Below are 22,179 nucleotides of genomic sequence, written 5' to 3' on the forward strand. Positions count from 1 at the left end.
GCGTGCCTGCCGGTACCTGCCCGCGCACCTGCACCGGCGCCCCCGCACGGCCCGTGAGCCGGTCCCGGCGTCAGACCCGGTCGACGAGGCGGGCCGCCAGCTCGACCGCCTCGGCCAGGGAGTCCACCACCGGCACGCCCACCGGTTCCAGGTTCTCCCGGATATGCGAGCCCCCCGTGTAGAGCACCGCGTGTGCTCCCACATGGGCCGCCGCGAGCGCATCGTCCGCCGCGTCACCGATCACCACCGTGCGCTCGGGCGAGACGGTCTTCGCGAGCGCCCGGAGATGGCGTGCCATGGACTCGGCCTTGGACACCCCCGACGGCCCCCGGCGCCCGTCCACCCGGACGAAGTGGGACTCGATACCCCGCTCCCGTACCGCCGGAACCAGTTCCTCGTGGCCGTACATGCTGAGCAGGGACTGGCTGCGCCCGGCGCCCCGCCACTCCACCAGCAGCTCCGCCGCGCCCACCGTGAGGCCGCAGCCGCCCTGGCGCTCCAGATAGGCGGCATGGAAGGCGACCTCCATGTCCAGCCACTCCTGGTCCGTCGGGATCCGGCCCAGCAACTGCTCGTAGAAGCGGGGAATCGGTATGCGGTACCAGGCGCGGTACTGCTCGACCGTGATCGGGCCGAACGCGACGACCGCCAGCGCGGCGTTGGTCGCGCCGACGACGGCCGTCATGTCGTCCAGCAGCGTGCCGTTCCAGTCCCAGACCAGATGCGGGGCCTGCTCCACCATGTACTTCCCCCTGTCCGTGCCCATGCTGAAAACCGTACCCGCCCCCTCCGACAGCGCCCGGCCGCGCAGGTCGCCCGGCACAATCCGGAAGCGGGGCCTACGCCTCCGTGACGATCGCGGGGATCTCCTGGACGCCGTACCAGAGCAGCTCGTGGTCCTCCGCGCCGTCCACGGTGAACCGTGCGTCCTCGTCGCCGTGGTCCGCGGCGCCCAGCGCGTCCACGGCCGCGGACACATCGTCGAGGGCGTCGTCGGAGTCCACGTGCACGGCCGCGGCCAGGCGCAGCGGGACCGCCGTCGCGATCCGCAGCTCACCGAGGGACGAGGCGTCGAGCGCCCGGTCGGGGTCGGCGACGGCATCCCGGTCGGCCACATCGGCGGCGACGACGACCCGGCGGCGGGCCGCGCCCGGATCCCCGGCGATCAGCCGCAGCGATGCGGCGGCGGCCCGGCTGAGGGCCGCGTACTCCAGCTCTTCGAGATCGTCCGAGACGTACCACTCGCGCAGGGACGGCGTGACCCCGTACGCGGTCAGGGGCCCGGGGCCCAGCTCGCCCTTGGTGTGCGCCTCCGCGAGTCCGGCGAGGGTCAGGGGGACGTACACGCGCATGGCAGACCGCTTTCGTAGTCGGAAGACGCACTTCAGAATACGTGCGCCGCCCGGCCGAGGTCCCCCTTCGGACCGTCGGGGCCCACTGCGGAGCCGTCCACTCCGGACACCGGGTGTCACCACGGCCCAGCGCTCAGAGCGTCCGAATCCACCCGGATAGGTGAATCCGTCGGCCACCGGCGCCCGGACCGGTGACCCATTGCGACCGCCGCGCGCCGCCCCGTAGAAGATCCCCAGCGTTGTTACTGCCCGGTATTCACGGAGCCGGGCCGACCGACGGGGGCGGTACGGATGGACAGCACGGACAGGGCGGACAGGGCGGCGGAAAGCCGTCCGCAACAGCAGAAGGACACAACGGACACGACGGACACGGGGACGGAGAGTGCGGAGAACAGGGAGCAGGAGCGCGCCGGCACGGTGCTGTCGCGGCCGCGCTCGCCCCGGACGGCGGCCGGGGCGGCCCGGCCCGGGGGCCGCAGCGACTCCCGGCGCCCCGGCGGCCGGGGCCCGGGACGGGCAGCCGGTCCGGGCCGGGCCGAGACGGCCGGCGGGACCACCAACGGCGGCCCAGGCAGCAGTACGGCCGACGGTACGACCAGGGGTACGGAAACCGTGGCGCGGCCGCCCCGGGCCGCCGCTCCCGCACCGCCGGTGCTGGACGCGCGGCGCCGTGAACAACCGCCGTACTGGTTCGCCGAGCGGCTGCTCGCCGTCCTCAGCGGGCGCCGTCCGGTCCACTGGATGCTGGGCCACACCCTCGGTGACGCCTACGACCATCTGGTACGGATCGCGGACGGCACCCCGCTGCTCCCCGCGAACCGGGCGATGCCCACGATCCGGAAATGGGGCGAGTTCCATCCCCGCCCCGGAGTCATCGAGGCCTTCGCCCTGATCACCGGCGGCGGACGGCTCCGCGCGATGGCGTTCCGGCTGGAGCAGGGCCCCGAGGACCGCCGCTGGCGCTGCGCCGCGGTGGACCTCGGTGGCCACGAAGGCACCTGCGGCCCGGAGGACTGATCCGGCGGCCCGCACACCACAGCGGATCACGGGGAAACGGTACCGACCGAACGGACCGGCACCACACGGCCGTACGGGAACACCCCGAAACGACCCCGCAAACCCGCAGTCCCACACCCCGGACCCCGGCCCGGACCCCGGACCCCGGAAACACAGTAGGGCCGGACCCCGTCCCGGGTGTCCGGCCCTACGCGCAGGCCCTTCGGCCCAGCGCCGTACCGGGCGGGGCCGGGGTCCGCCCCGCGCCCCGCCCCGTATCGGCTACTTCTTACGGCGGCGCCCGCCGCTCCCGCCCTTCTGCGCCTTGCGCCGCTCCGCACGGGTCATCCCGTCACCGGCCGCGGCCGCCGTCGCGCGGGTCTCGCCGGTCTCGAAGTCACCCTCGACGACACCGCCCTCACCGTCCACCGTGGGAGCGGAGAAGTGCAGCCGGTCCGGGCGCTGCGGGGCCTCCAGGCCCTTCGCCCGGATCTCGGGACGCGCCGCGGGCACCGCGTCCTTCTTCTCCAGCGACGGCCCCCCGTCCGTGTCCTGCACCGGAACCTCCTCGACCTGCTGCTCGACCTGGACCTCCAGGTTGAACAGATAGCCGACGGACTCCTCCTTGATGCCCTCCATCATGGCGGTGAACATGTCGAAGCCCTCGCGCTGGTACTCCACCAGGGGGTCCTTCTGCGCCATCGCCCGCAGACCGATACCGTCCTGGAGGTAGTCCATCTCGTAGAGGTGCTCACGCCACTTGCGGTCGAGCACCGAGAGCACCACCCGGCGCTCCAGCTCCCGCATGATCTCCGAACCGAGCTGCTTCTCCCGCGCCTCGTACTGCTCGTGGATATCGTCCTTGACGGACTCGGCGATGAAGTCGGCCGTGATCCCCACCCGGTCGCCCGCCGCCTCCTCCAGCTCCTCGATGGTGACCTTCACCGGGTAGAGCTGCTTGAACGCGCCCCACAGCCGGTCGAGGTCCCACTCCTCGGCGAAGCCCTCGACCGTCTCCGCCCGGATGTAGGCGTCGATGGTGTCGTCCATGAAGTGGCGGATCTGGTCGTGGAGGTCCTCGCCCTCCAGCACCCGGCGGCGCTCCCCGTAGATCACCTCACGCTGGCGGCTGAGCACCTCGTCGTACTTCAGCACGTCCTTACGGGTGGTGAAGTTCTGCTGCTCGACCTGGGACTGGGCGGAGGCGATGGCCCGGGTGACCATCTTGTTCTCGATCGGTACGTCGTCGGGCACATTGGCCATGGCCATCACGCGCTCGACCATCTGCGCCTTGAACAGCCGCATCAGATCGTCACCGAGGGAGAGGTAGAACCGGGACTCGCCCGGGTCGCCCTGACGGCCGGAACGACCGCGGAGCTGGTTGTCGATCCGGCGCGACTCATGGCGCTCGGTGCCCAGCACATACAGCCCGCCCAGCGACCGGACCTCCTCGAACTCGGTCCGGACCGCTTCCTCGGCCGCCTTCAGCGCGGCGGGCAGGGCGGCCGCCCACTCCTCGACGTGTTCGACCGGGTCCAGACCGCGCTGGCGCAGCTCGGCCTCCGCCAGATCGTCCGGGTTGCCGCCGAGCTTGATGTCGGTACCACGGCCGGCCATGTTCGTCGCGACGGTGACCGCGCCCCGGCGGCCCGCCTGGGCGACGATGCTCGCCTCCCGGTCGTGCTGCTTGGCGTTGAGCACCTCGTGCTGCACACCGCGCTTGCTGAGCTGCTGCGACAGATACTCGGACTTCTCGACCGAGGTCGTGCCGACCAGGATCGGCTGGCCCTTCTCGTGCTTCTCCGCGATGTCGTCGACGACGGCGGCGAACTTGGCGACCTCGGTGCGGTAGATCAGGTCGGACTGGTCCATACGGACCATCGGCTTGTTGGTCGGGATGGGGACCACGCCGAGCTTGTAGATCTGGTGGAACTCCGCGGCCTCGGTCATCGCCGTACCGGTCATTCCGGAGAGCTTGCCGTAGAGGCGGAAGAAGTTCTGGAGGGTGATCGTGGCGAGGGTCTGGTTCTCGTCCTTGATGTCCACCCCCTCCTTCGCCTCGATGGCCTGGTGCATGCCCTCGTTGTAGCGGCGGCCGGCGAGGATACGGCCGGTGTGCTCGTCGACGATCATGACTTCGCCGTCGATGACGACGTAGTCCTTGTCCTTCTTGAACAGCTCCTTGGCCTTGATGGCGTTGTTCAGATAGCCGACCAGGGGCGTGTTCACCGACTCGTAGAGGTTGTCGATGCCCAGCCAGTCCTCGACCTTCGCCACACCCGACTCATGGATGCCGACGGTCCGCTTCTTCTCGTCGACCTCGTAGTCGCCGGTCTCCTCGATGCCCTTGAGGTGGTTGCCCGGCTCGCCGCGGGTCAGCCGGGTGACCAGCTTCGCGAAATCGCCGTACCACTTGGTCGCCTGGTCGGCGGGGCCGGAGATGATCAGCGGCGTACGCGCCTCGTCGACGAGGATGGAGTCGACCTCGTCGACGATGGCGAAGTTGTGGCCGCGCTGGACCAGCTCCTCCTGCGACCAGGCCATATTGTCGCGGAGGTAGTCGAAGCCGAACTCGTTGTTCGTGCCGTAGGTGATATCGCAGGCGTACTGCTCACGGCGCTGCGCGGGCGTCATATTGGCCAGGATGCAGCCGACGTCCAGCCCGAGGAACTTGTGGACGCGGCCCATCATCTCCGAGTCGCGCTCGGCCAGATAGTCGTTGACCGTGATCAGGTGGACGCCCTTGCCGGAGAGCGCGTTCAGATACGCGGGCAGGGTGCCGACGAGGGTCTTGCCCTCACCGGTCTTCATCTCGGCCACATAGCCGAGGTGCAGCGCGGCACCGCCCATGATCTGGACGTCGTAGTGCCGCTGGCCGAGGACGCGCTTGGCGGCCTCACGGACCGTGGCGAAGGCCTCCGGCAGCAGGTCGTCGAGCGTGTTCTCACCGCTCTCGTACCGCGCCTTGTACTCTTCCGTGAGCGCCCGCAACTCGGCGTCGGAGAGGTCGACGAAATCCTCTTCGATGGAGTTGACCTGGCCCGCGATGCGGTGCAGTTTGCGCAGGATCTTGCCTTCGCCTGCACGCATGAGCTTGTTGAAGACGGACACTGGGCGAGGTCTCCTTGCCGATTCGGGCCTGGGCTGGGTCGTAGGACTCTGGCGCGGGCACGGCAGGCGGACCCCACCGCAACGGCCATCGTAAGCGAGGACCCCACCAGGTCGGGAGGTCCGCACTCAGCCCGGCCGCCTGTCACCCCCCTGTCAACGCGCGGGATGCTCGGAAGGTGCCGGTGCCGGGCGAAAAGTGCTCGCTTCCTGCTCCGGAGCCGTTCAGAATCCGGACATGGAGCCGATCACCCTCACCACCGGTCGTCTGCTGCTGCGTCCTTTCACGGACGAGGACACCGAGGAGGTCTTCCGGCTCTGCCAGGACGCGGCCGTCCAGCGGTGGACCACGATTCCCTCCCCGTACGAGCGACGTCACGCCGAGGAGTTCACCGGGGAGATCGCCCCGGAGGGCTGGCGGACCTCGACGATGTTCACCTTCGCGGTCGCCCCGCTCGACGGCGGGCCGCCGATGGCCTCCTCCTCGGTCACGCTCCGTACCCTCTCCGGTATCTGGGAGATCGGCTTCTGGCTGGGCGCGGAGTACCGGGGCCAAGGGATCATGACGGAGGCGGTGACGGAGCTGGCCCGCTGGTCCTTCACCCGGCTCGGCGCCACCCGGCTGGAATGGCGGGCCGAGGTCGGCAACACCGCCTCGCGCGCGGTGGCGCTGCGGGCCGGCTTCCGGATGGAGGGGACCCTGCGGGCGGCCCTGGACAACAACGGCACCCTCCGGGACGCCTGGCTCGGGTCGCTGCTCCCCTCGGACCTGGGACTGGCGAGTCCCCGGGCCTATCTCCCGGCGCCCGCGCCGGCGGCCCCCTGACCCCGGCCGCCCGACCGGCGGTCGCTGTCGGTACCACCGTCTATCGTGCGGTCCATGACGACGCAGCCGCCCCCCGTTGCCGAACTCTCCGCCGACGAGGCCCGCCGGATCGCCCTGCGCGCCCAGGGGTTCCTCGGCGCCCCGGACCGGCGGGCCGGTGTCCGGGGTGTGCTGCGGCATCTGGGCGCGGTCCAGCTCGACACCATCTCGGTCCTGGCCCGCTCCCACGAGCTCGTTCCGTACGCGCGTCTGGGCGCCGTCGGCCGCACCGCGGTCGACGGGGCGTACTGGACGGGGGGCCACAGCTTCGAGTACTGGTCGCACGCCGCGTGCATCCTGCCCGTCGAGGAGTGGCCGCACTTCGGCTTCCGCCGCCGCGCCTACCGCGCCCGGCCGCAGTGGTACCACGACCTGCCCGACGGGGCCTATGACAAGGTGATCGCCCAGTTGCGCGCCGAGGGCCCGCTGACCGCGACCGAGCTGGGCGGCGCGAAGAACGGCGGGGAGTGGTGGGACTGGTCCGCTTCCAAGGTGGCCGTCGAGCGGGCGCTGATGTACGGCGAGGTGGTGTGCGTCGAGCGGCGGGGCTGGAAGCGTTTGTACGACCTGGCGGAACGGGCGATCCCGGACACCCTGCTGAACACCGAGCCGGACGACACCGAATGCGTCCGGCGCCTGGTCGGTCTCGCGGGCCGGGCCCTGGGTGTCGGGACCCGCGCGGATATCGCGGACTACCACCGGCTGAGGGGCGAGCAGTTCGATGCGGTGGTGGCGGGCTCCGGCCTCGTACCGGTGACCGTGGCGGGCTGGGCCAAGCCCGCCTGGGCCGATCCGGAGGCGCTGGCGACCACCCCCCGCGGCCGGCACCGGACGACGCTGCTGTCCCCCTTCGACTCCCTGATCTGGGAGCGGGCCCGTACCGAACGGATCTTCGGCTTCACGCACCGGCTCGAAGCGTACGTCCCCAAGCCCAAGCGGATACACGGCTACTTCGCCATGCCGCTGCTGTCCGGCGGCCGGCTGATGGGCCGGGCCGACCCGGCGCGGGAAGGACGGACGCTGGTGGCCCGGCAGGTGTCCCTGGAGTCGGGCAAGGCCGTGGAGCCGATGGCGCGGGCGCTGCGGGAGGCGGCGGAGTGGGTCGGCTGCGATTCGGTGCGCGTCGAGCGGGTCGACCCTCCCGGACTGGCCGCTCCGCTGAGCGCGGCGCTCACGGCCGGCTGATTCCCCCGTGCGCCCGCGCGGGCAGGGCACCGGGTGCGGGCGTCGCGGCCCGCACCCGTGGCTTCAGCGGATCTCCAGGATCTTCTCCCGCATCGCGTAGACGACGGCCTCCATCCTGGAGTGCAGCTGGAGCTTCTCCAGGATGTTCCGGACGTGGTTCTTCACGGTGTTCTCGGAGATGAACAGCTCCTTGGCGATATCGCGGTTGTTCATCCCGGTGGCGACCAGCTTGAGGACCTCCAGCTCACGGTCGGTGAGCCGGGGCGCGGGCACCAGACGGCGTTCGTCGGTGCGCTGGATCATGGACTTGAACTCGGTCAGCAGCTTGGACGCCATCGACGGGCTGATCTGCGACTGGCCGTCGGCGACGGCGCGGATCGCGGTAGCGACTTCGTCGGTGGAGATCTCCTTGAGGAGATAGCCCGTGGCGCCCGCCTTGATCGCGTCGTAGAGATCGGCTTCCTCGTCGCTGATCGTCAGCATGATGATCTTTGCGCTGGGGGCGACCTCCTTGATGGAGGTGCAGGCCTCGATGCCGCCGCGGCGGGGCATCCGGACGTCCATGAGCACAATGTCGGGCAGCAGGTCGGCAGCCTTGTCGACGGCCTCGGCACCGTCCCCGGCCTCGCCGACGACCTGGATGTCCTCCTCATGGGCGAGGACGATCTCCAGCCCTCTGCGGAAGAGGGCGTGGTCGTCCACGACCAGGACCCGGATCGGCTCGGCGCGGGGGCCGCCCGGTGCGGCATCGGTGACCGTGTCCCGGGCGTCGGCGGTGTTCTGGTGAACCGGTCCGAAGCTGTCCGCCATCGTTCCTCCCCCTGAGATCAGGGTCTGAAGGGCATGTCCGTTCGACCAACGACGGTGCAGGGGGCACCTGTTGGCTTGACGCCATGCTTTCATGCCGGACCGTCAGTGCGGAGATCCTCCGGGGGCACGATGGTGCCCCCGAGGGCGCACAGGGCGCTCCGGGGGCACCGGTTTCAGCGGTCCGTGGTCAGTGGTGGCATCCACGGAACGGCGGGATCAGCCGCCGAGCGCGCCGCCCGCGCCGCTTCCCTCGGAGCCGGCCAGCGGGTCGGTCTCCAGGTGGATGACGCCGTAGTCGTAGGCGTGTCGCCGGTAGACGACGCTGGGCTGCTTCGTCTCGGAGTCGACGAAGAGGTAGAAATCGTGCCCGACCAGCTCCATCTCGTAGAGAGCCTGGTCGAGTGGCATCGGAGCCGCGGTGTGGACCTTCTCGCGGACCACCAGCGGTCCTTCGCCCTGCACTTCCAGCGAACCGATTTTCGTGGTGGGAATGGATTCCTGGGTCTGTTCGACGAGGATATGGCCGTTGGCGTTCATTTCGGCGACGCCGGGGACCACATCGGCTACTTCCGCCGCCGACAGACGGCCGTTGCCGCGGCGGGTGTTGCGCTTGTCGTGCTGCTTGCGCAGCCGTGCTTCCAATTTGCCGGTGGCCAGGTCAAGCGCTGCGTACGGGTCGTTTGCCGATGCCTCCGCCCGGATGACCGGGCCTCGGGAGTGGAGCGTGATCTCCACACGGTCAGAACGGTCGGCCTGCCGCGGGTTGTGCTCCTTGGACACCTCGACGTCCAGGCTGATCACCTTGGCGTCGAGCTTCTGGATCTTGTCCAGCTTCAGCTTCTCGGCCACGTGCTTGCGGAACCGCTCAGGCACCTCGGTCTTGCGGCCCTTGACGACGATGTCCACGCAGAACTCCGTTCCCGGATTGCCCCGCTCGCCCTGCGGCTGCGGAGCGTCTCCCTCTTGCACCAGACCCCGGTACTGAACCGGAGCCTCGGACTAGGCGACTTTCACCTCCTCCTCCCCAGTCGACAAGATCCCCACCCCACCAACTTTCGAGGTTTTCGCTGCCCCGTATCCGCGGCCGTGACACACGGCCGTGCATTCGGTGAGGACGGGACCTCATTCCGCCTATCCACACCACCGAACATAGCCCCATCGGGCCGGTGTCGGCACCCGCTACCAGCGCGTACCTCCGTTCGGCGGTTTTCCCTCCTCACTGACTGCAACGTCTGCGGCACTGATCGGGTTCCGGATTCTTCGAAAAGGAGATCGAAGGCGCGGCCACGACCGCCGCCGCCGGAAGAACACCGGCATCTGCCCCCGCCGCGGCCCCCCGGGGCCCTCCCCCTCCCCCCGCCCCCGCCGCCTCCCCCACCGCACGGGCCGCCTCCGTCAGGGAGGCACCCGTGGTCATCAGATCGTCCACGAGCACCACCGTGGCGCCCCTCAGCCGCCTCCCGGCCCCTTCGGCGGCCCGGAGGGCCCCGGCCAGGTTCGCCACCCGCTCAGGGGCCGTGAGGCTGCTCTGGTCGGTCACGGGACGCCACTGCCGCAACAGCGGAAGCACCCCCGCCGCCGTGCCCGTACGTCGCAGCTCGCGCGCCGCGGCCAAGGCGATGCGCCGGGTGGCATCGTGACCCCTGGCCCGGACCGCCCAACGCGCCGACGGCACCGGCACCAGCAGCAGCGGCAGGTCCCCGGCCCCCGGGGCCGCGCGGACTGCCGCCCGCACGGCCCCGGCGAGCGCGATCCCCAGGGGCCGGGCGAGCCCCAGGGCGCCCCGCTCCTTGTGGGCCAGCAGTACCGCCCGTACCGCATCGGCATACGGGGCGGCCGCATGCACCACCGGCAGTCCCGGGGGCGCGGGAACCGGTCGTGCGGCGCGCGCAGCGGAGCCGTACAGCTCGTACGCGCACTCGGGGCACAGCAGCGTGCGGGGTACCCCGCAGCCACCGCAGGCGGCCGGCAGCACCAGGCCGGAGATCTCCTGCCACCATCCCCGCATGGCCTCTACTGTGCCCGGTGGGGCAAGCCGTCGCCACACCCTGTGGACAACTCCGGCGGAACCCGTCCCGGCCTGCGGGTTTCTCATCGGAGGTGGGCGGAAGGCAGATGGGTGACGGTCCCGGACCGGACCGGCAGGCCGCGCCACCCCGGCCGGCGGACGGCCACCGGCGTCGGGCGTCGGCCACCGGCATCGGACGGCGGGACGGCGGGACGGCGGGACGGCGGGACGAGTGTCAGCCGGGATAGACGGGGTACGAGCCCTTTCCGACGCCGACCACGGTCTGCCAGGTCGCTCCCGTCGGCAGACGCACGATGCCGTCGGCCTGCGAGTGCGCCACCAGCGGCTGCGCCTCGTTGTTGGACGCGGCGATCGACACCACCTGGTTGAGTCCGGGCAGCACGCTCGCCGTCGACGTGGAGCCGTCCGTCTGGATGTACCGCACCTGCTCCACCCCGCCGGACTCCCGGCCGACCACCACCAGGCGGCTGGGCCCGGCCCAGGAGACGGCCTGGACGTCCACCATCTGGGGTGCCGTGGGCAGCAGCCCGTCGACCGAGACCGTCGGATCGTGCTGCGGCCCGCGCTCGACCCGTCCGATGTGCAGGGTCGTCTTGCCGTCCTTCTCCAGCAGCAGCGCGATCCTGGTGCCGTCCGCCGCCACCTTCACGGAGTGGATACGGGCGCCGTCCAGACCCGGTGCGATCGTCACCTCCCGTGGTGCTTCCTGGCCCGCCGGCCGCTGCAGCAGCGCCGGTTTGGCGGGGTCGCGGTCGGCGAACCACAGATCGCCCCGGCCGTCCCAGCTCGGGGCCGTGAGACGGTCGTGCGGCTGCTTCCCCTGGCTGGTGTACACGGGCTGGAGGAGGTCGCCGCTCATGGTGATCGGTTCGACGTACAGCCTGGCGGAGTCGGTGGAGACAGCGGCCGCCAGACGTTCGTCGCGGGCGACGGCGATCTTCCCCACCGGAAGCTGTCCGGTGCCCATCGGGCCGGGCACCGGCTCCGGTACGGCCGTCTCGTCGTCGTTCGTGTTCAGGACGGCGAGCTGGCTCTTCTCGTTGACGAAGTACTGCTTCGCGCCCGTCCCGGACTGGTCGGAGGCGTACTCCTTCTCCTGACCGCCGGAGAGCATGCAGAGCTGGGAGCCGTCGGGACGCTGGAGTTCGATCTGCTCCACCCTGACCGCCGAGAGGTCCTTGAGGGTGAACATGATCTGGGCCGCCATCTTCCGGCACTGGGCGTGCCCGGCGTTGACCGCCTTTTCGTTGAGCGGGACCTTCAGTACGTCGCGGTCGTCCACCGTCAGGGACGTGACGCCCTTCGCCAGCGCCGTACCGCTCGGGAAACGGGACTCGACGACCGGTTCCAGCCATTTCGTCGGCCCGTCGAGGAGTGCCTTCACTGACTGGGTGACCGGGTCCATACCGGTCACCGGGTCCATCCGCTGCTGGATGAAGACCGGATCGGCGACGACCGTGTTCCGGCCACTGGCGAAGTAGTACTTGTTCACGGGGCGGTAGTTGCGCTGGAAGTCGGACTGGCCGAGCACGAGGCCGTCGGGCAGTGAGTCGATCCGCCACTCCCCGTCCGGGCCGCCCTGCCGTGACACATGGATGGGGAACCGGTAGTCCTCCGGGGCGACGGCCCGGTACGCCTGCTGGTCGTCGATCTCCCCGATCTGCGTTCCGGACATCAGGTACTCCTTGCCCTGCTGCCCGGACGCCCCGGCCTGGAGCTGGAAGCTGGTGGTGGGGGCCACCGCGAGGACGGTCGTGCCCTTCTGGGGCTGCCAGGTCCGCGACATCTCCGGCGACAGATAGGCCCGCGCGGTGGCGAAGTCGGCGTCGTCGCTGGTCATGGCCTCCAGGAAGCCGTCGATGATGTCCTGGGCCTCGGCGCCCTTGCGCGGGGCGACGGGATGGACCCGCACCTGGGCGTCGGCGCGCGGCGAGGCCTTCACCGCCTGGACGTCTCCGCTGTCGGGCATCGAAGCGCAGCCCGTGATCAGTACCATTCCGCACCCGCCGAGCAGGGCACCGAGCCGGAGCGCGCTCCGGCGGCCACCACGAGAGTCAGCGCCCACGAATCGTGTCCTCCTGGTCCGAAGAGACGGATGGTTCCGGGGAGTCGGAGGGTGCGGAGAGGTCCCGGGGTCCTTCCGCCGTCGGCGGGTCGTCCGGACGCTCCCCGGTGCCCCGCGCCACCACCCGGGCGCCGCTGCCGGGCAGTGCCGCCGGGTCGACTCCGCGCGGCACGGTGGACGGCCGTGGCGGCAGGGACGGGCGGGCCGGATGCTGTACGGGTACGGAGGTGAGCAGCCGTCCTCCCGTACCGTCGTCCTGCCGGCGGGGCGCGGACCGTTCACGGTTCTGCCGGGAGTCCTCGGGTTCCAGGGGTATCGGGGAGCCCCGGAGGGGTTCGTCGGCGGTACGCGGCAGGGTCAGCCGGAACTGCGAGCCGCCACCCGGTTCGCCCCAGGCCTGGAGCCAGCCGCCGTGCAGCCGGGCGTCCTCGACGGCGATGGACAGTCCGAGGCCGGTGCCGCCGGTGGTACGGGCCCGGGCCGGGTCGGCGCGCCAGAAGCGGTTGAAGACCCGGGTGGCCTCGCCGGGTTTCAGCCCGACGCCGTAGTCCCGTACGGCGACGGCGACGGCACCGCCCGCGGCCGCCAGCCGCACCACGACATCGCGGCCTTCGCCGTGCTCGACGGCGTTGACGACGAGATTGCGCAGGACCCGTTCGACACGGCGGGCGTCGGCCTCGGCGACGACGGGCTGGTCGTCGCCGATGACCCGTATCCGGGTGCCCTTGCGTTCGGCGAGCGGTTCCGCGCCGCCGATGACCCGCCGGACGACTTCGCGCAGATCTATCGGCTCGGCCTCCAGGGCGGCGGCGCCCGCGTCGAAGCGGCTGATCTCCAGCAGATCGGAGAGGAGGGATTCGAAGCGGTCGAGCTGGTCGCCGAGGAGTTCGGCGGAGCGGGCGGTCACGGGGTCGAAGTCGCTGCGGGCCTCGTGGATGACGTCGGCGGCCATCCGCACGGTCGTCAGCGGGGTGCGCAGTTCATGGGAGACGTCGGAGACGAAGCGCCGTTGCATCCGCGACAGCTCTTCCAGCTGCTGGATCTTGAGCTGGAGGTTCTGCGCCATCTTGTTGAAGGCCTCGCCGAGCCGGGCGATGTCGTCCTCTCCGGTGACCTTCATCCGCTCCTGGAGCCGGCCGGCGGAGAGCCGTTCGGCGATCCCGGCGGCCATCCGGACGGGGGTCACGATCTGCCGGACCACGAGCCACGCGATGGCGCCGAGCAGCACGACGAGGAAGAGCCCGGCGGTGGCGAGGGTGCCGCGGACCAGATTGAGCGACTGCTGTTCCTGGGCCAGCGGGAAGACGTAGTACAGCTCGTACGGCTTGTCGTCGGCGTCGTTGAGCTGGGTGCCGACGGCGAGACCGGGCTCGGCGGTCCTGACGTCCTTGGTGTAGGCGATGGACATGTAGGCGCGGTGGGTACGCGAGTCCTGCTGGACGTTGTTCCGCAGTGCCTCGGGGATGGACGCGGGGTCCACCTCTCCGGAGGTACGGGGGGCGCGGGACCCGGCGCCCGCATCGTCGGCGCTGAGCGCGACGACATGGAAAGCGCCCTGACCGCCACTGGCCAGCCGCTCCACCAGATCCGTACGCCAGGAACGGGTTGCCGCCTGGCCGTCGGCGCCGCCGGGGGCCAGCGGCGCATTGGAGGCCTCACGGGCGACCTGGAAGCCTCCGGCGGCCTGGCTCTGAGCAGCTTTGGTCTTGGCTTCGAGCAGTCCGTTGCGGACCTGTCCCACGACGACGAAGCCCAGGAGCACGACGACGCCGACCGACATCAGCAGCGTCATCACCACGATGCGCAGCTGGATGTTGCGCCGCCACAGCCGGACCGCGGGCAGCAGCGGGCGGCGTATCCAGCGCATCAGGATCCGCAGCAGCAGCCGGCCGGGCTCGCCGTCCTGTCCGGCGCGCCCTCCGCGCAGCATCCGGCCCAGCCAGGCCGGACGTGTTCCGGGCACGGCGGCCCGCCCCCCACGGCCCCCCTGGTTCCCGGGCTGCGGAGCAGCGCTGCCGCCGGTCATGTCAGCTCGGTCCCGCCTTGTAACCGACACCACGGACGGTCACCACGATCTCGGGGCGCTCGGGGTCCTTCTCGACCTTGGAGCGCAGCCGCTGGACGTGGACGTTGACCAGCCTGGTGTCCGCGGCGTGCCGGTACCCCCATACCTGTTCCAGCAGCACCTCCCGGGTGAAGACCTGCCACGGTTTGCGGGCCAGCGCGACCAGCAGATCGAACTCCAGCGGAGTGAGGGCGATGGACTGCCCGTCCCGCTTCACGGAGTGCCCGGCCACGTCGATCACCAGATCGCCGATGGTCAGCTGTTCCGGCGCGGGCTCCTCCGACCGCCGGAGGCGCGCCCTGATCCGGGCCACCAGTTCCTTCGGCTTGAACGGCTTGATGATGTAGTCGTCGGCCCCGGACTCCAGGCCTACGACGACGTCCACCGTGTCGCTCTTGGCGGTGAGCATCACAATCGGCACTCCGGACTCGGCGCGGATCTGCCGGCATACCTCGATACCGTCACGGCCGGGCAGCATCAGGTCGAGGAGCACCAGATCCGGCTTGGCTTCACGGAACGCGGCAAGGGCCTTGTCGCCGTCCGCGACGAACGACGGCTCAAAACCTTCACCACGCAGCACAATCCCGAGCATCTCGGCCAGTGCGGTGTCGTCGTCGACGACTAGGACTCGTCCCTTCATAATCGACATCATCCCATTACCCCACGGCTGGCATAGGTTCCGGTGAGATAGGTCACTGACCTGTGACAACGCGTCCGTGACCTGCGACTACCCGTCCGGGGGCGCGGTGGCCCCCGGACGGGGCGGCCGGTTCACCCCGCAACCACCTGCTGTGACCTGCGCCACAGGCCCATGACTCCGTCTCCGGTGACGGGGCACACCGCCCCTTCTTCGGTGACGATCGCCGTGACCAGTTCCGGCGGTGTCACGTCGAAGGCGGGGTTGTACGCGGTCGTCCCTTCGGGCGCGAGTGGCCGCCCGCCGCCGGGGAGCCGAGTGACCTCGTCGGCGGCCCGCTGCTCCACTTCGATCGCCGGCCCGTCCGGGGTGGTCGGGTCGATGGTGGTGGTGGGCGCGACCACGATGAACGGCACGTGGTGGTAGCGCGCCAGTACCGCCAGGGGATAGCTGCCGACCTTGTTGGCCACTGCCCCGTTCGCGGCGATCCGGTCGGCGCCGATCAGAACGGCATCCACCTCTCCCGCGGCGAACAGGGAGCCCGCCGCATTGTCGGTGAGCAGGGTGTACGGCATCCCCGAGCGGGCGGCCTCCCATGCGGTGAGCCGAGCGCCCTGGAGCAGGGGGCGGGTCTCGTCGACCCAGAGCCTGCGCAGCCGGCCCGCCCGGTGGGCGGCGAGCGCCACGGCGAAGGCGGTGCCCTCTCCTCCGGAGACCAGCGCCCCGGTATTGCAGTGCGTGAGGATCCGGTGCCCGCCTCCGGACAGCAGCTCGTCGAGGAGCACCAGGCCGTGGTCTGCCATACGGGTGCTGGCTGCCGCGTCCTCGCGGTGCAGTTCCCGTGCCGCGGCCAGTGCTGCCCGGGCGGCGTGCTCGGGGTCCCCGGCCCCGGCCGACCGGTACGCGGCGAGGGCCAGCCCGGTCCCGTAACGGAGGTTGACGGCGGTGGGACGCGCCTCCGCCAGTCGGGAGGCCGCCGCTTCCACGTCGTCGCCCCGGCACGCGGCGAGCGCCACCCCGTAGGCACCGGTGATGCCCAGCAGGGGCGCCCCCCGGACCGTGAGGCTCTGGATCGCCGCGACCACGGCAGGCACATCGGCGCAGACGGCTTCGACCTCCTCACCGGGCAGTCGGGTCTGGTCGAGCAGGACCAGCAGCGGGCCGTCAGCGGACTCTTCCCAGTGCAGGACCGGGAGCCGCGACTGTTCGTCACCGGCTCGCTGTCGCGCGTAGTGATCAGCCATCCGCCCAGTCTGCCCGGTCCCCGGTTGCGAAAGAAGGTGCGAGAGGGGCACAGCCGCTCACCCGCGGTGGAGCCGTGCGTGGCACGATGGCTGCCAGTCCGCCGATGCTTCACCGGTGCGGACCTCCCGAGGACACCGGTTCGCCGAGCCGGTGCCACAACCGAGTCACGAGGTGGACGACCGTGAACGACACTCCGGGCTGGGTTCCGCCCGGATCCGCTTCCCCCGAGGGACAGGGCGCCCAGGTGCCCGGCCCCGCGCAGCCGGCCGACCAGGCCGGACCGGGCGCGAAGTGGTCCAGTGAGCAGCCGCCCGCCGGCCAGTGGTCCGCGCCGTCCGTCCCGGGCCCGCGCGGCGGCGGTCAGGTGCCCCCGCCCGGCCCCGGCTGGGGCGGGAGTCCCCACGGCGGCTGGGGCCACCCCCCGGCGGCCAAGCCCGGTGTGATCCCCTTGCGTCCACTCGGAGTCGGCGAGATCCTCGACGGGGCCGTGTCGACCCTGCGCGCCCACTGGCGCACTGTCCTCGGCATCACGCTCACCGTCTCGGTGATCGCCGAGATCGGCAATATCCTCGTCGCCCGCCATCTGCTGCCCGAGCCGGTGGAGATCGACCCCGCGGCGGATCCCGACGAGGCCCTCCGCCAGGCCGTGGACATGCTCCAGTCGATGCTGGTGTCCCTGGTTCCGATCATGCTGATCGCCCTGCTGGCCACGTTCTTCACCACGGCCCTGCTGACCGTCGTCATCAGCCGCTCGGTCCTCGGCCGCCCGGTGACACTCTCCGAAGCCTGGCGGGAGGCCCGTCCCCGGCTGCCGCAACTCCTGGCCCTCACCTTCCTGGTGCCGCTGGCGGCCGTCGGACTCGTGGGCCTGGGCATCCTCCCGGGTGTCCTGGTGGGTGGCGCGGGGGGCGCGGCCCTCATCATGGTGGGCGTGGTCGCCGCGGTGCCCGTGGCCGTCTGGCTGCTCATCCTGTTCGCCCTCGCACCGCCCGCGCTGATGCTGGAGGGCCAGAACGTCGTCGGCGCGCTGCGCCGCTCCGCCAAGCTGGTCTCGGGCTCCTGGTGGCGGACCTGCGGCATCGTGCTGCTGACGACCGTGCTCACGACGATCGTCCAGATGCTCATCGCGGCTCCGTTCGGCCTCGCCGCCGTCTTCGTCGACAACGACGGCATCGGCGATCTGCTCTCCGCGGAGGGCCCGAACTTCGGCTGGCCCTATCTGATCGTCACCGGCATCGGTGCCGTGATCGCCTCGACGATCACCTTCCCGATCTCCGCGGGCGTCAACGTCCTGCTCTACATCGACCAGCGCATCCGCCGTGAGGCCCTCGACCTGGAACTGGGCCGCGCCGCCGGTCTCCCCGGCTACACCACCGAGCCGTCCGGCGGAACTCCCGGGAGCGGATGAGGTGCCCGTCACGGGGGGACTACCGTCGGCGCGCCCATCCGAGCGCGCCGACGGCCGCATACCGGTGGACATATCCCGGGACCCCGCACGTGAGGCCGCAGAGCGCGAACTCAGCAGACCGATGTACCACGAGAACGACCCCAGCCTGCTGCAACGGGCCGGAGACCGGTTCTGGGAGTGGGTCGAGGACATCCTCGGCACCGCCGCGGGATTCGCGCCGGGCGGCGCGATCGGCCTCGTGGTCGTCGTCCTGATCGTGGCCGTGCTCATCGGCGCCCTGTGGTGGCGCCTGGGCATCCCCCACCGCACTCCCGCCTCTTCGGCACCACTCTTCGACGACTCCCGCCGCAGCGCCGCCGAGCACCGCACGGCCGCCGAGTCCCATGCCGCCGCCCACCGGTGGAACGAGGCCGTCCAGGAACGGATGCGGGCCATCGTCCGCTCCCTGGAAGAACGTGCTCTCCTCGAACCCCGCCCCGGCCGGACGGCCGACGAGGCCGCCGCCGAAGGAAGCCGCTCACTGCCCGTCCACTCCGCCGCACTGCACTCCGCGGCCAGGGAGTTCGACGATGTCACATACGGTGGCCGCAGCGTCGACCACCAGGCGTACCAGCGCCTGCGCGACCTGGACCTGGACCTGGAACGGGCCAGGCCCCTGCCGGCCGGTGCAACACCGGGAGGCGGCGCATGACCGCAGTCGCCGACAGCCCCACTTCCCTGTCCCCGACCGGACGTCAGACATGGCTCCGGGCCCGGGGGCTGCTGCTGGCACTGCTCATCGTGGTCGTCGCGGGAATCGTCATCGCCGCGCTGCGCTCGGGGGACCGGCACGGCGCTCTCGACCCACGGTCCGCCGACCACCACGGCAGCCGGGCCGTCGCGGAACTGCTCAAGGACCGCGGAATGACGACCCGGGTGGTGACCACCCTCTCCGAAGCAACCGCGGCCACCGGCCCCGACACCACGCTGCTCGTCACCGACCCCGATCTTCTGACATCCGTACAGCAGCGTTCGCTGCGTGCCGCCATGAAAGCCTCCAACGGCCGAACGGTCCTCCTCGCCCCCGGCCCGGCGTCCCTGACCACTCTGGCCCCCGGCACCCGCTCCGCGGGGACCGGACCGGCCCGCACGGTCGACCCCGAGTGCTCCCTGCCCGCGGCACGGAACGCCGGAAGTGCCGAACTCGGAGGCCGGCAGTACCTCGCCGATGCCTCCACCGCCGACACCTGCTATCCCGTCGACGGCCTGCCTACTCTCGTCAGGGCGGACACGGGCCACGGCGACACCGTCCTGCTCGGCTCGCCCCGCATCCTCTACAACGAGCGTCTGGCCGAGAGCGGCAACGCCGCCCTCGCCCTGCAACTCCTCGGCTCCCGACCCCATCTGGTCTGGTACCTCCCCTCTGTCAGCGATGGTTCCGCCGCCCCCGGCGAGGGCGACAAGAGCTTCGTCGAACTGATCCCGTCCGGCTGGCTCTGGGGTGCGCTCCAACTCTTCGTCGCAGCGGCACTCGCCGCCGTCTGGCGCGGCAGGCGCCTCGGCCCCCTCGTTCCCGAACAGCTGCCGGTCGTCGTCCGCGCCTCCGAGACCACCGAGGGCCGTGCCCGCCTGTACCACCGGGCCAGAGCCCGCGACCATGCGGCAGCCGCCCTGCGGGCCGCCGCCCGGGCGCGGATCGCCCCCCTCCTCGGTGTGCCCCCTTCGTCGGCGCACCGCCCCGACCTTCTGCTTCCCGCCGTCACCGGCCGGCTTCCGGCGGGCGAACGCGACCTCACGGAACTGCTGTTCGGCCCGCCGCCTGCCGACGACACGGAACTCGTCCGCCTGGCCGGCCATCTCGATGCCCTCGAAAGAGAGGTACGCACCTCATGAGCGCCCCCACCCCCGAGACCGTCACCACCTCGGACGGCGCCCGCGCCTCCCTGGAGGCCCTCCGTACCGAAATCGGCAAGGCAGTGGTCGGCCAGGACCCTGCCGTCACCGGCCTCGTCGTGGCACTGCTCTGCCGGGGTCATGTGCTGCTGGAAGGCGTGCCCGGCGTGGCGAAGACCCTGCTGGTCCGTGCCCTTGCCGCGTCTCTGAGGCTGGAGACCAAACGCGTCCAGTTCACCCCCGATCTCATGCCGGGCGATATCACCGGCTCCCTGGTCTATGACGCCCGGACCGCCGAGTTCTCCTTCCAGCCGGGGCCCGTCTTCACTCACCTCCTCCTGGCCGACGAGATCAATCGCACGCCGCCCAAAACACAGTCCGCTCTCCTTGAGGCCATGGAGGAACGCCAGGTCACCATCGACGGCACTCCCCGCCCGCTCCCCGATCCGTTCCTGGTCGCAGCCACGCAGAACCCCGTGGAGTACGAGGGCACCTATCCCCTGCCCGAGGCCCAATTGGACCGTTTCCTGCTCAAACTGACGGTCCCACTGCCCTCACGCCAGGACGAGATCGACGTTCTCACCCGCCATGCCGACGGCTTCAACCCACGCGACCTCCGCGCAGCGGGCGTCCGGCCCGTCGCCGGACCTGCCGATCTGGAAGCAGCAAGGTCCGCCGTTGCCAAGACCTCGGTCTCCCCCGAGATCACCGGCTATGTCGTCGATATCTGTCGTGCCACGCGTGAATCTCCTTCGCTGACTCTCGGAGTCTCCCCCCGAGGCGCCACGGCGCTGCTCTCAACCGCCCGCGCCTGGGCCTGGCTGACCGGCCGTGACTACGTCATCCCCGATGATGTGAAGGCGCTGGCCCTGCCGACCCTGCGGCATCGCGTCCAGCTTCGCCCCGAGGCGGAGATGGAAGGAGTCACCGCAGACTCCGTCATCACCGCGATCCTGAGCCACGTCCCCGTTCCCCGGTGAGTCCCGAGCCCATGGCACTCACCGGAAGAACCGCGCTCCTGGCCGCTCTCGGCTCCCTCCCCGTCGGTGTGCTCGCACCGAGCTGGACGGGGGTGCTCGCCGTGAACGCGCCCTTGTCTCTAGCAATCTTGTGCGACTACGCCCTCGCAGCGCCAGTGCGATCGCTTCGATTCACTCGAAGTGGTGATACATCAGTTCGACTCGGTGAGAGTGCGGAGGTCGGGCTCACCATCGCCAATCCTTCCCGGCGTATGCTCCGCGCCGAGCTGCGCGACGCCTGGCCGCCCAGCGCCTGGACGACCGGTACGGGACAGGCCGCGTCACGGCACCCTATGTCGATCCCCGCGGGAGAACGTCGCCGGATCGTCACAACGCTGGTCCCGTCCCGCCGCGGCGACCGCAGGGCCGACCGTGTCACGGTCCGCTCGTACGGGCCGCTGGGTCTTGCCGCCCGTCAGGGCAGTCACAAGGTCCCTTGGACGGTGCGGGTGCTGCCGCCCTTCCACAGCCGGAAGCACCTGCCGTCCCGGTTGGCCCGGCTCCGGGAGCTGGACGGTCGTACCAGCGTTCTCATCCGGGGCCAGGGCACCGAGTTCGACAGCCTGCGTGATTACGTTCCCGGCGACGACGTCCGTTCCATCGACTGGCGGGCCACGGCCCGGCGGTCCGCGGTCGCGGTGCGCACATGGCGTCCGGAGCGGGACCGTCACATCCTGGTGGTGCTGGACACCGGGCGAACCTCGGCGGGCCGGGTCGGCGACGTGCCTCGTCTCGACGCGGCCATGGACGCGGCGCTGCTGCTCACCGCTCTGGCCTCACGCGCCGGCGACCGGGTCGATCTGCTTGCCTACGATCGCCGGATCCGCGCCCAGGTCCGGGGACGCTCCGCGAAGGAGCTGCTTCCGACCGTGGTCGACGCCTTGGCCGGGCTCGAACCGGAGCTGGTGGAGACGGACGCACGTGGCTTGAGTGCCGCCGCTCTGAAGAACGCTCCGCGCGGCTCGTTGATCACCATTTTGACCAGCCTCGATGCGGCGCCTGTCGAGGAGGGGCTGCTCCCGGTGCTCCCTCAGCTCACCCAGCGGCACACTGTGCTGTTGGCGTCGGTCTCCGACCCGCGGGTGGAGGAGATGGCACAGGCGCGCGGAAGTGCCGAAGCTGTCTACCAGGCCGCGGCCGGCGCACAGGCCCGGGCTCAGCGCCGCCACACGGTAGAGAAGCTCCAGCGCCGCGGAGTCACTGTTGTCGACGCCTCTCCCGAGAGCCTTGCCCCGGCATTGGCGGATGCGTATCTCGCGCTGAAAGCAGCAGGGCGTCTCTGAAGTTCAGGGGGGAGGAGTACGGAGCGGATCGGCATCGTGCGGGACAGACCCCGGTGCCATCGGCTTCTGCCTCCTCCGGCTTCTGCCTCCTCAACCAGGCGGGCAGCCCCTGCGTGGGGAAGCGGGCTCCGGTCGGGATTTTCTGTCCGGAAATGCAGAAAGGCCCCGCACACTGTGCGGGGCCTTCCCATCAAAAATTGTTCGGCGGCGTCCTACTCTCCCACAGGGTCCCCCCTGCAG

18 protein-coding genes are annotated in these 22,179 nt (G+C 70.9%); 8 read left to right on the forward strand and 10 right to left on the reverse strand.

The window, feature by feature from the left end:
- Positions 1 to 70 precede the first annotated feature (70 nt).
- Complete coding sequence (locus ACIQ9E_RS16450) at positions 71 to 766, reverse strand: HAD family hydrolase (protein ID WP_403707362.1); 696 nt, start codon at positions 764 to 766, stop codon at positions 71 to 73.
- A 73-nt stretch (positions 767 to 839) separates the two neighbouring features.
- The gene (locus tag ACIQ9E_RS16455; RefSeq protein WP_403707364.1) at positions 840 to 1,352 is read right to left on the reverse strand and encodes a DUF6912 family protein; all 513 of its coding nucleotides are present in this window, start codon (positions 1,350 to 1,352) and stop codon (positions 840 to 842) included.
- Between the two features lie 612 nt (positions 1,353 to 1,964).
- Here ACIQ9E_RS16455 and ACIQ9E_RS16460 point away from each other — a divergent pair.
- Positions 1,965 to 2,369, forward strand: a complete 405-nt coding sequence (locus ACIQ9E_RS16460) for an Rv3235 family protein (RefSeq protein WP_403707366.1) — start codon at positions 1,965 to 1,967, stop codon at positions 2,367 to 2,369.
- Between the two features lie 261 nt (positions 2,370 to 2,630).
- On the opposite strand, the gene secA is transcribed toward ACIQ9E_RS16460, so the two are convergent.
- Positions 2,631 to 5,459: a preprotein translocase subunit SecA gene (gene secA, locus ACIQ9E_RS16465; protein ID WP_403707368.1), complete on the reverse strand. Its 2,829-nt coding sequence runs from the start codon at positions 5,457 to 5,459 to the stop codon at positions 2,631 to 2,633.
- 235 nt (positions 5,460 to 5,694) lie between these two features.
- Between secA and ACIQ9E_RS16470 the strand changes: the two genes are divergently transcribed.
- Positions 5,695 to 6,282, forward strand: a complete 588-nt coding sequence (locus ACIQ9E_RS16470; protein WP_403707370.1) for a GNAT family N-acetyltransferase — start codon at positions 5,695 to 5,697, stop codon at positions 6,280 to 6,282.
- A 54-nt stretch (positions 6,283 to 6,336) separates the two neighbouring features.
- Complete coding sequence (locus ACIQ9E_RS16475) at positions 6,337 to 7,506, forward strand: winged helix-turn-helix domain-containing protein (protein WP_403707372.1); 1,170 nt, start codon at positions 6,337 to 6,339, stop codon at positions 7,504 to 7,506.
- A 63-nt stretch (positions 7,507 to 7,569) separates the two neighbouring features.
- Here ACIQ9E_RS16475 and ACIQ9E_RS16480 read toward each other — a convergent pair whose 3' ends face one another.
- The 7 genes from ACIQ9E_RS16480 to mtnA all read right to left on the reverse strand — a co-directional run bounded on the left by ACIQ9E_RS16480 (position 7,570) and on the right by mtnA (position 16,356).
- Entirely contained in the window at positions 7,570 to 8,316 is a 747-nt protein-coding gene (locus tag ACIQ9E_RS16480) for a response regulator transcription factor (RefSeq protein ID WP_366260807.1), read from the reverse strand.
- A 216-nt stretch (positions 8,317 to 8,532) separates the two neighbouring features.
- Entirely contained in the window at positions 8,533 to 9,222 is a 690-nt protein-coding gene (gene hpf / locus ACIQ9E_RS16485; protein ID WP_006348998.1) for a ribosome hibernation-promoting factor, HPF/YfiA family, read from the reverse strand.
- Positions 9,223 to 9,532: 310 nt separating this feature from the next.
- On the reverse strand, positions 9,533 to 10,324 hold the full coding sequence (locus ACIQ9E_RS16490) for a ComF family protein (RefSeq protein WP_403707374.1): 792 nt from the start codon (positions 10,322 to 10,324) through the stop codon (positions 9,533 to 9,535).
- Positions 10,325 to 10,559: 235 nt separating this feature from the next.
- Positions 10,560 to 12,410, reverse strand: coding sequence for an LpqB family beta-propeller domain-containing protein (locus ACIQ9E_RS16495; protein ID WP_403707376.1), 1,851 nt, complete (start codon positions 12,408 to 12,410; stop codon positions 10,560 to 10,562).
- Positions 12,400 to 14,436, reverse strand: a complete 2,037-nt coding sequence (gene mtrB, locus ACIQ9E_RS16500) for an MtrAB system histidine kinase MtrB (protein WP_403707378.1) — start codon at positions 14,434 to 14,436, stop codon at positions 12,400 to 12,402. The genes ACIQ9E_RS16495 and mtrB overlap by 11 nt, the downstream gene beginning before the upstream one ends.
- 1 nt (position 14,437) lies before the next feature.
- The gene (gene mtrA, locus ACIQ9E_RS16505; protein WP_187144562.1) at positions 14,438 to 15,127 is read right to left on the reverse strand and encodes a two-component system response regulator MtrA; all 690 of its coding nucleotides are present in this window, start codon (positions 15,125 to 15,127) and stop codon (positions 14,438 to 14,440) included.
- A 119-nt stretch (positions 15,128 to 15,246) separates the two neighbouring features.
- Entirely contained in the window at positions 15,247 to 16,356 is a 1,110-nt protein-coding gene (mtnA, locus tag ACIQ9E_RS16510) for an S-methyl-5-thioribose-1-phosphate isomerase (RefSeq protein WP_403707380.1), read from the reverse strand.
- 182 nt (positions 16,357 to 16,538) lie between these two features.
- On the opposite strand from mtnA, the gene ACIQ9E_RS16515 reads away from it, so the two are divergent.
- The 5 genes from ACIQ9E_RS16515 to ACIQ9E_RS16535 are packed head-to-tail and all read left to right on the forward strand — an operon-like array spanning position 16,539 to position 21,939.
- Entirely contained in the window at positions 16,539 to 17,765 is a 1,227-nt protein-coding gene (locus ACIQ9E_RS16515) for a hypothetical protein (protein WP_403707382.1), read from the forward strand.
- Position 17,766: 1 nt separating this feature from the next.
- Positions 17,767 to 18,456, forward strand: coding sequence for a DUF4129 domain-containing protein (locus tag ACIQ9E_RS16520; RefSeq protein ID WP_403707384.1), 690 nt, complete (start codon positions 17,767 to 17,769; stop codon positions 18,454 to 18,456).
- Complete coding sequence (locus ACIQ9E_RS16525; RefSeq protein WP_403707386.1) at positions 18,453 to 19,637, forward strand: DUF4350 domain-containing protein; 1,185 nt, start codon at positions 18,453 to 18,455, stop codon at positions 19,635 to 19,637. The genes ACIQ9E_RS16520 and ACIQ9E_RS16525 overlap by 4 nt, the downstream gene beginning before the upstream one ends.
- Positions 19,634 to 20,617: an AAA family ATPase gene (locus tag ACIQ9E_RS16530; RefSeq protein ID WP_403707388.1), complete on the forward strand. Its 984-nt coding sequence runs from the start codon at positions 19,634 to 19,636 to the stop codon at positions 20,615 to 20,617. Before ACIQ9E_RS16525 ends, ACIQ9E_RS16530 begins: the two co-directional genes overlap by 4 nt.
- 11 nt (positions 20,618 to 20,628) lie before the next feature.
- Positions 20,629 to 21,939 (forward strand): DUF58 domain-containing protein, encoded by a 1,311-nt coding sequence (locus tag ACIQ9E_RS16535; RefSeq protein ID WP_403707390.1) that lies wholly within the window; start codon positions 20,629 to 20,631, stop codon positions 21,937 to 21,939.
- Positions 21,940 to 22,179 lie beyond the last annotated feature (240 nt).

This window comes from Streptomyces sp. NPDC094448 (assembly GCF_044763775.1).
Classification (GTDB): Bacteria; Actinomycetota; Actinomycetes; order Streptomycetales; family Streptomycetaceae; genus Streptomyces.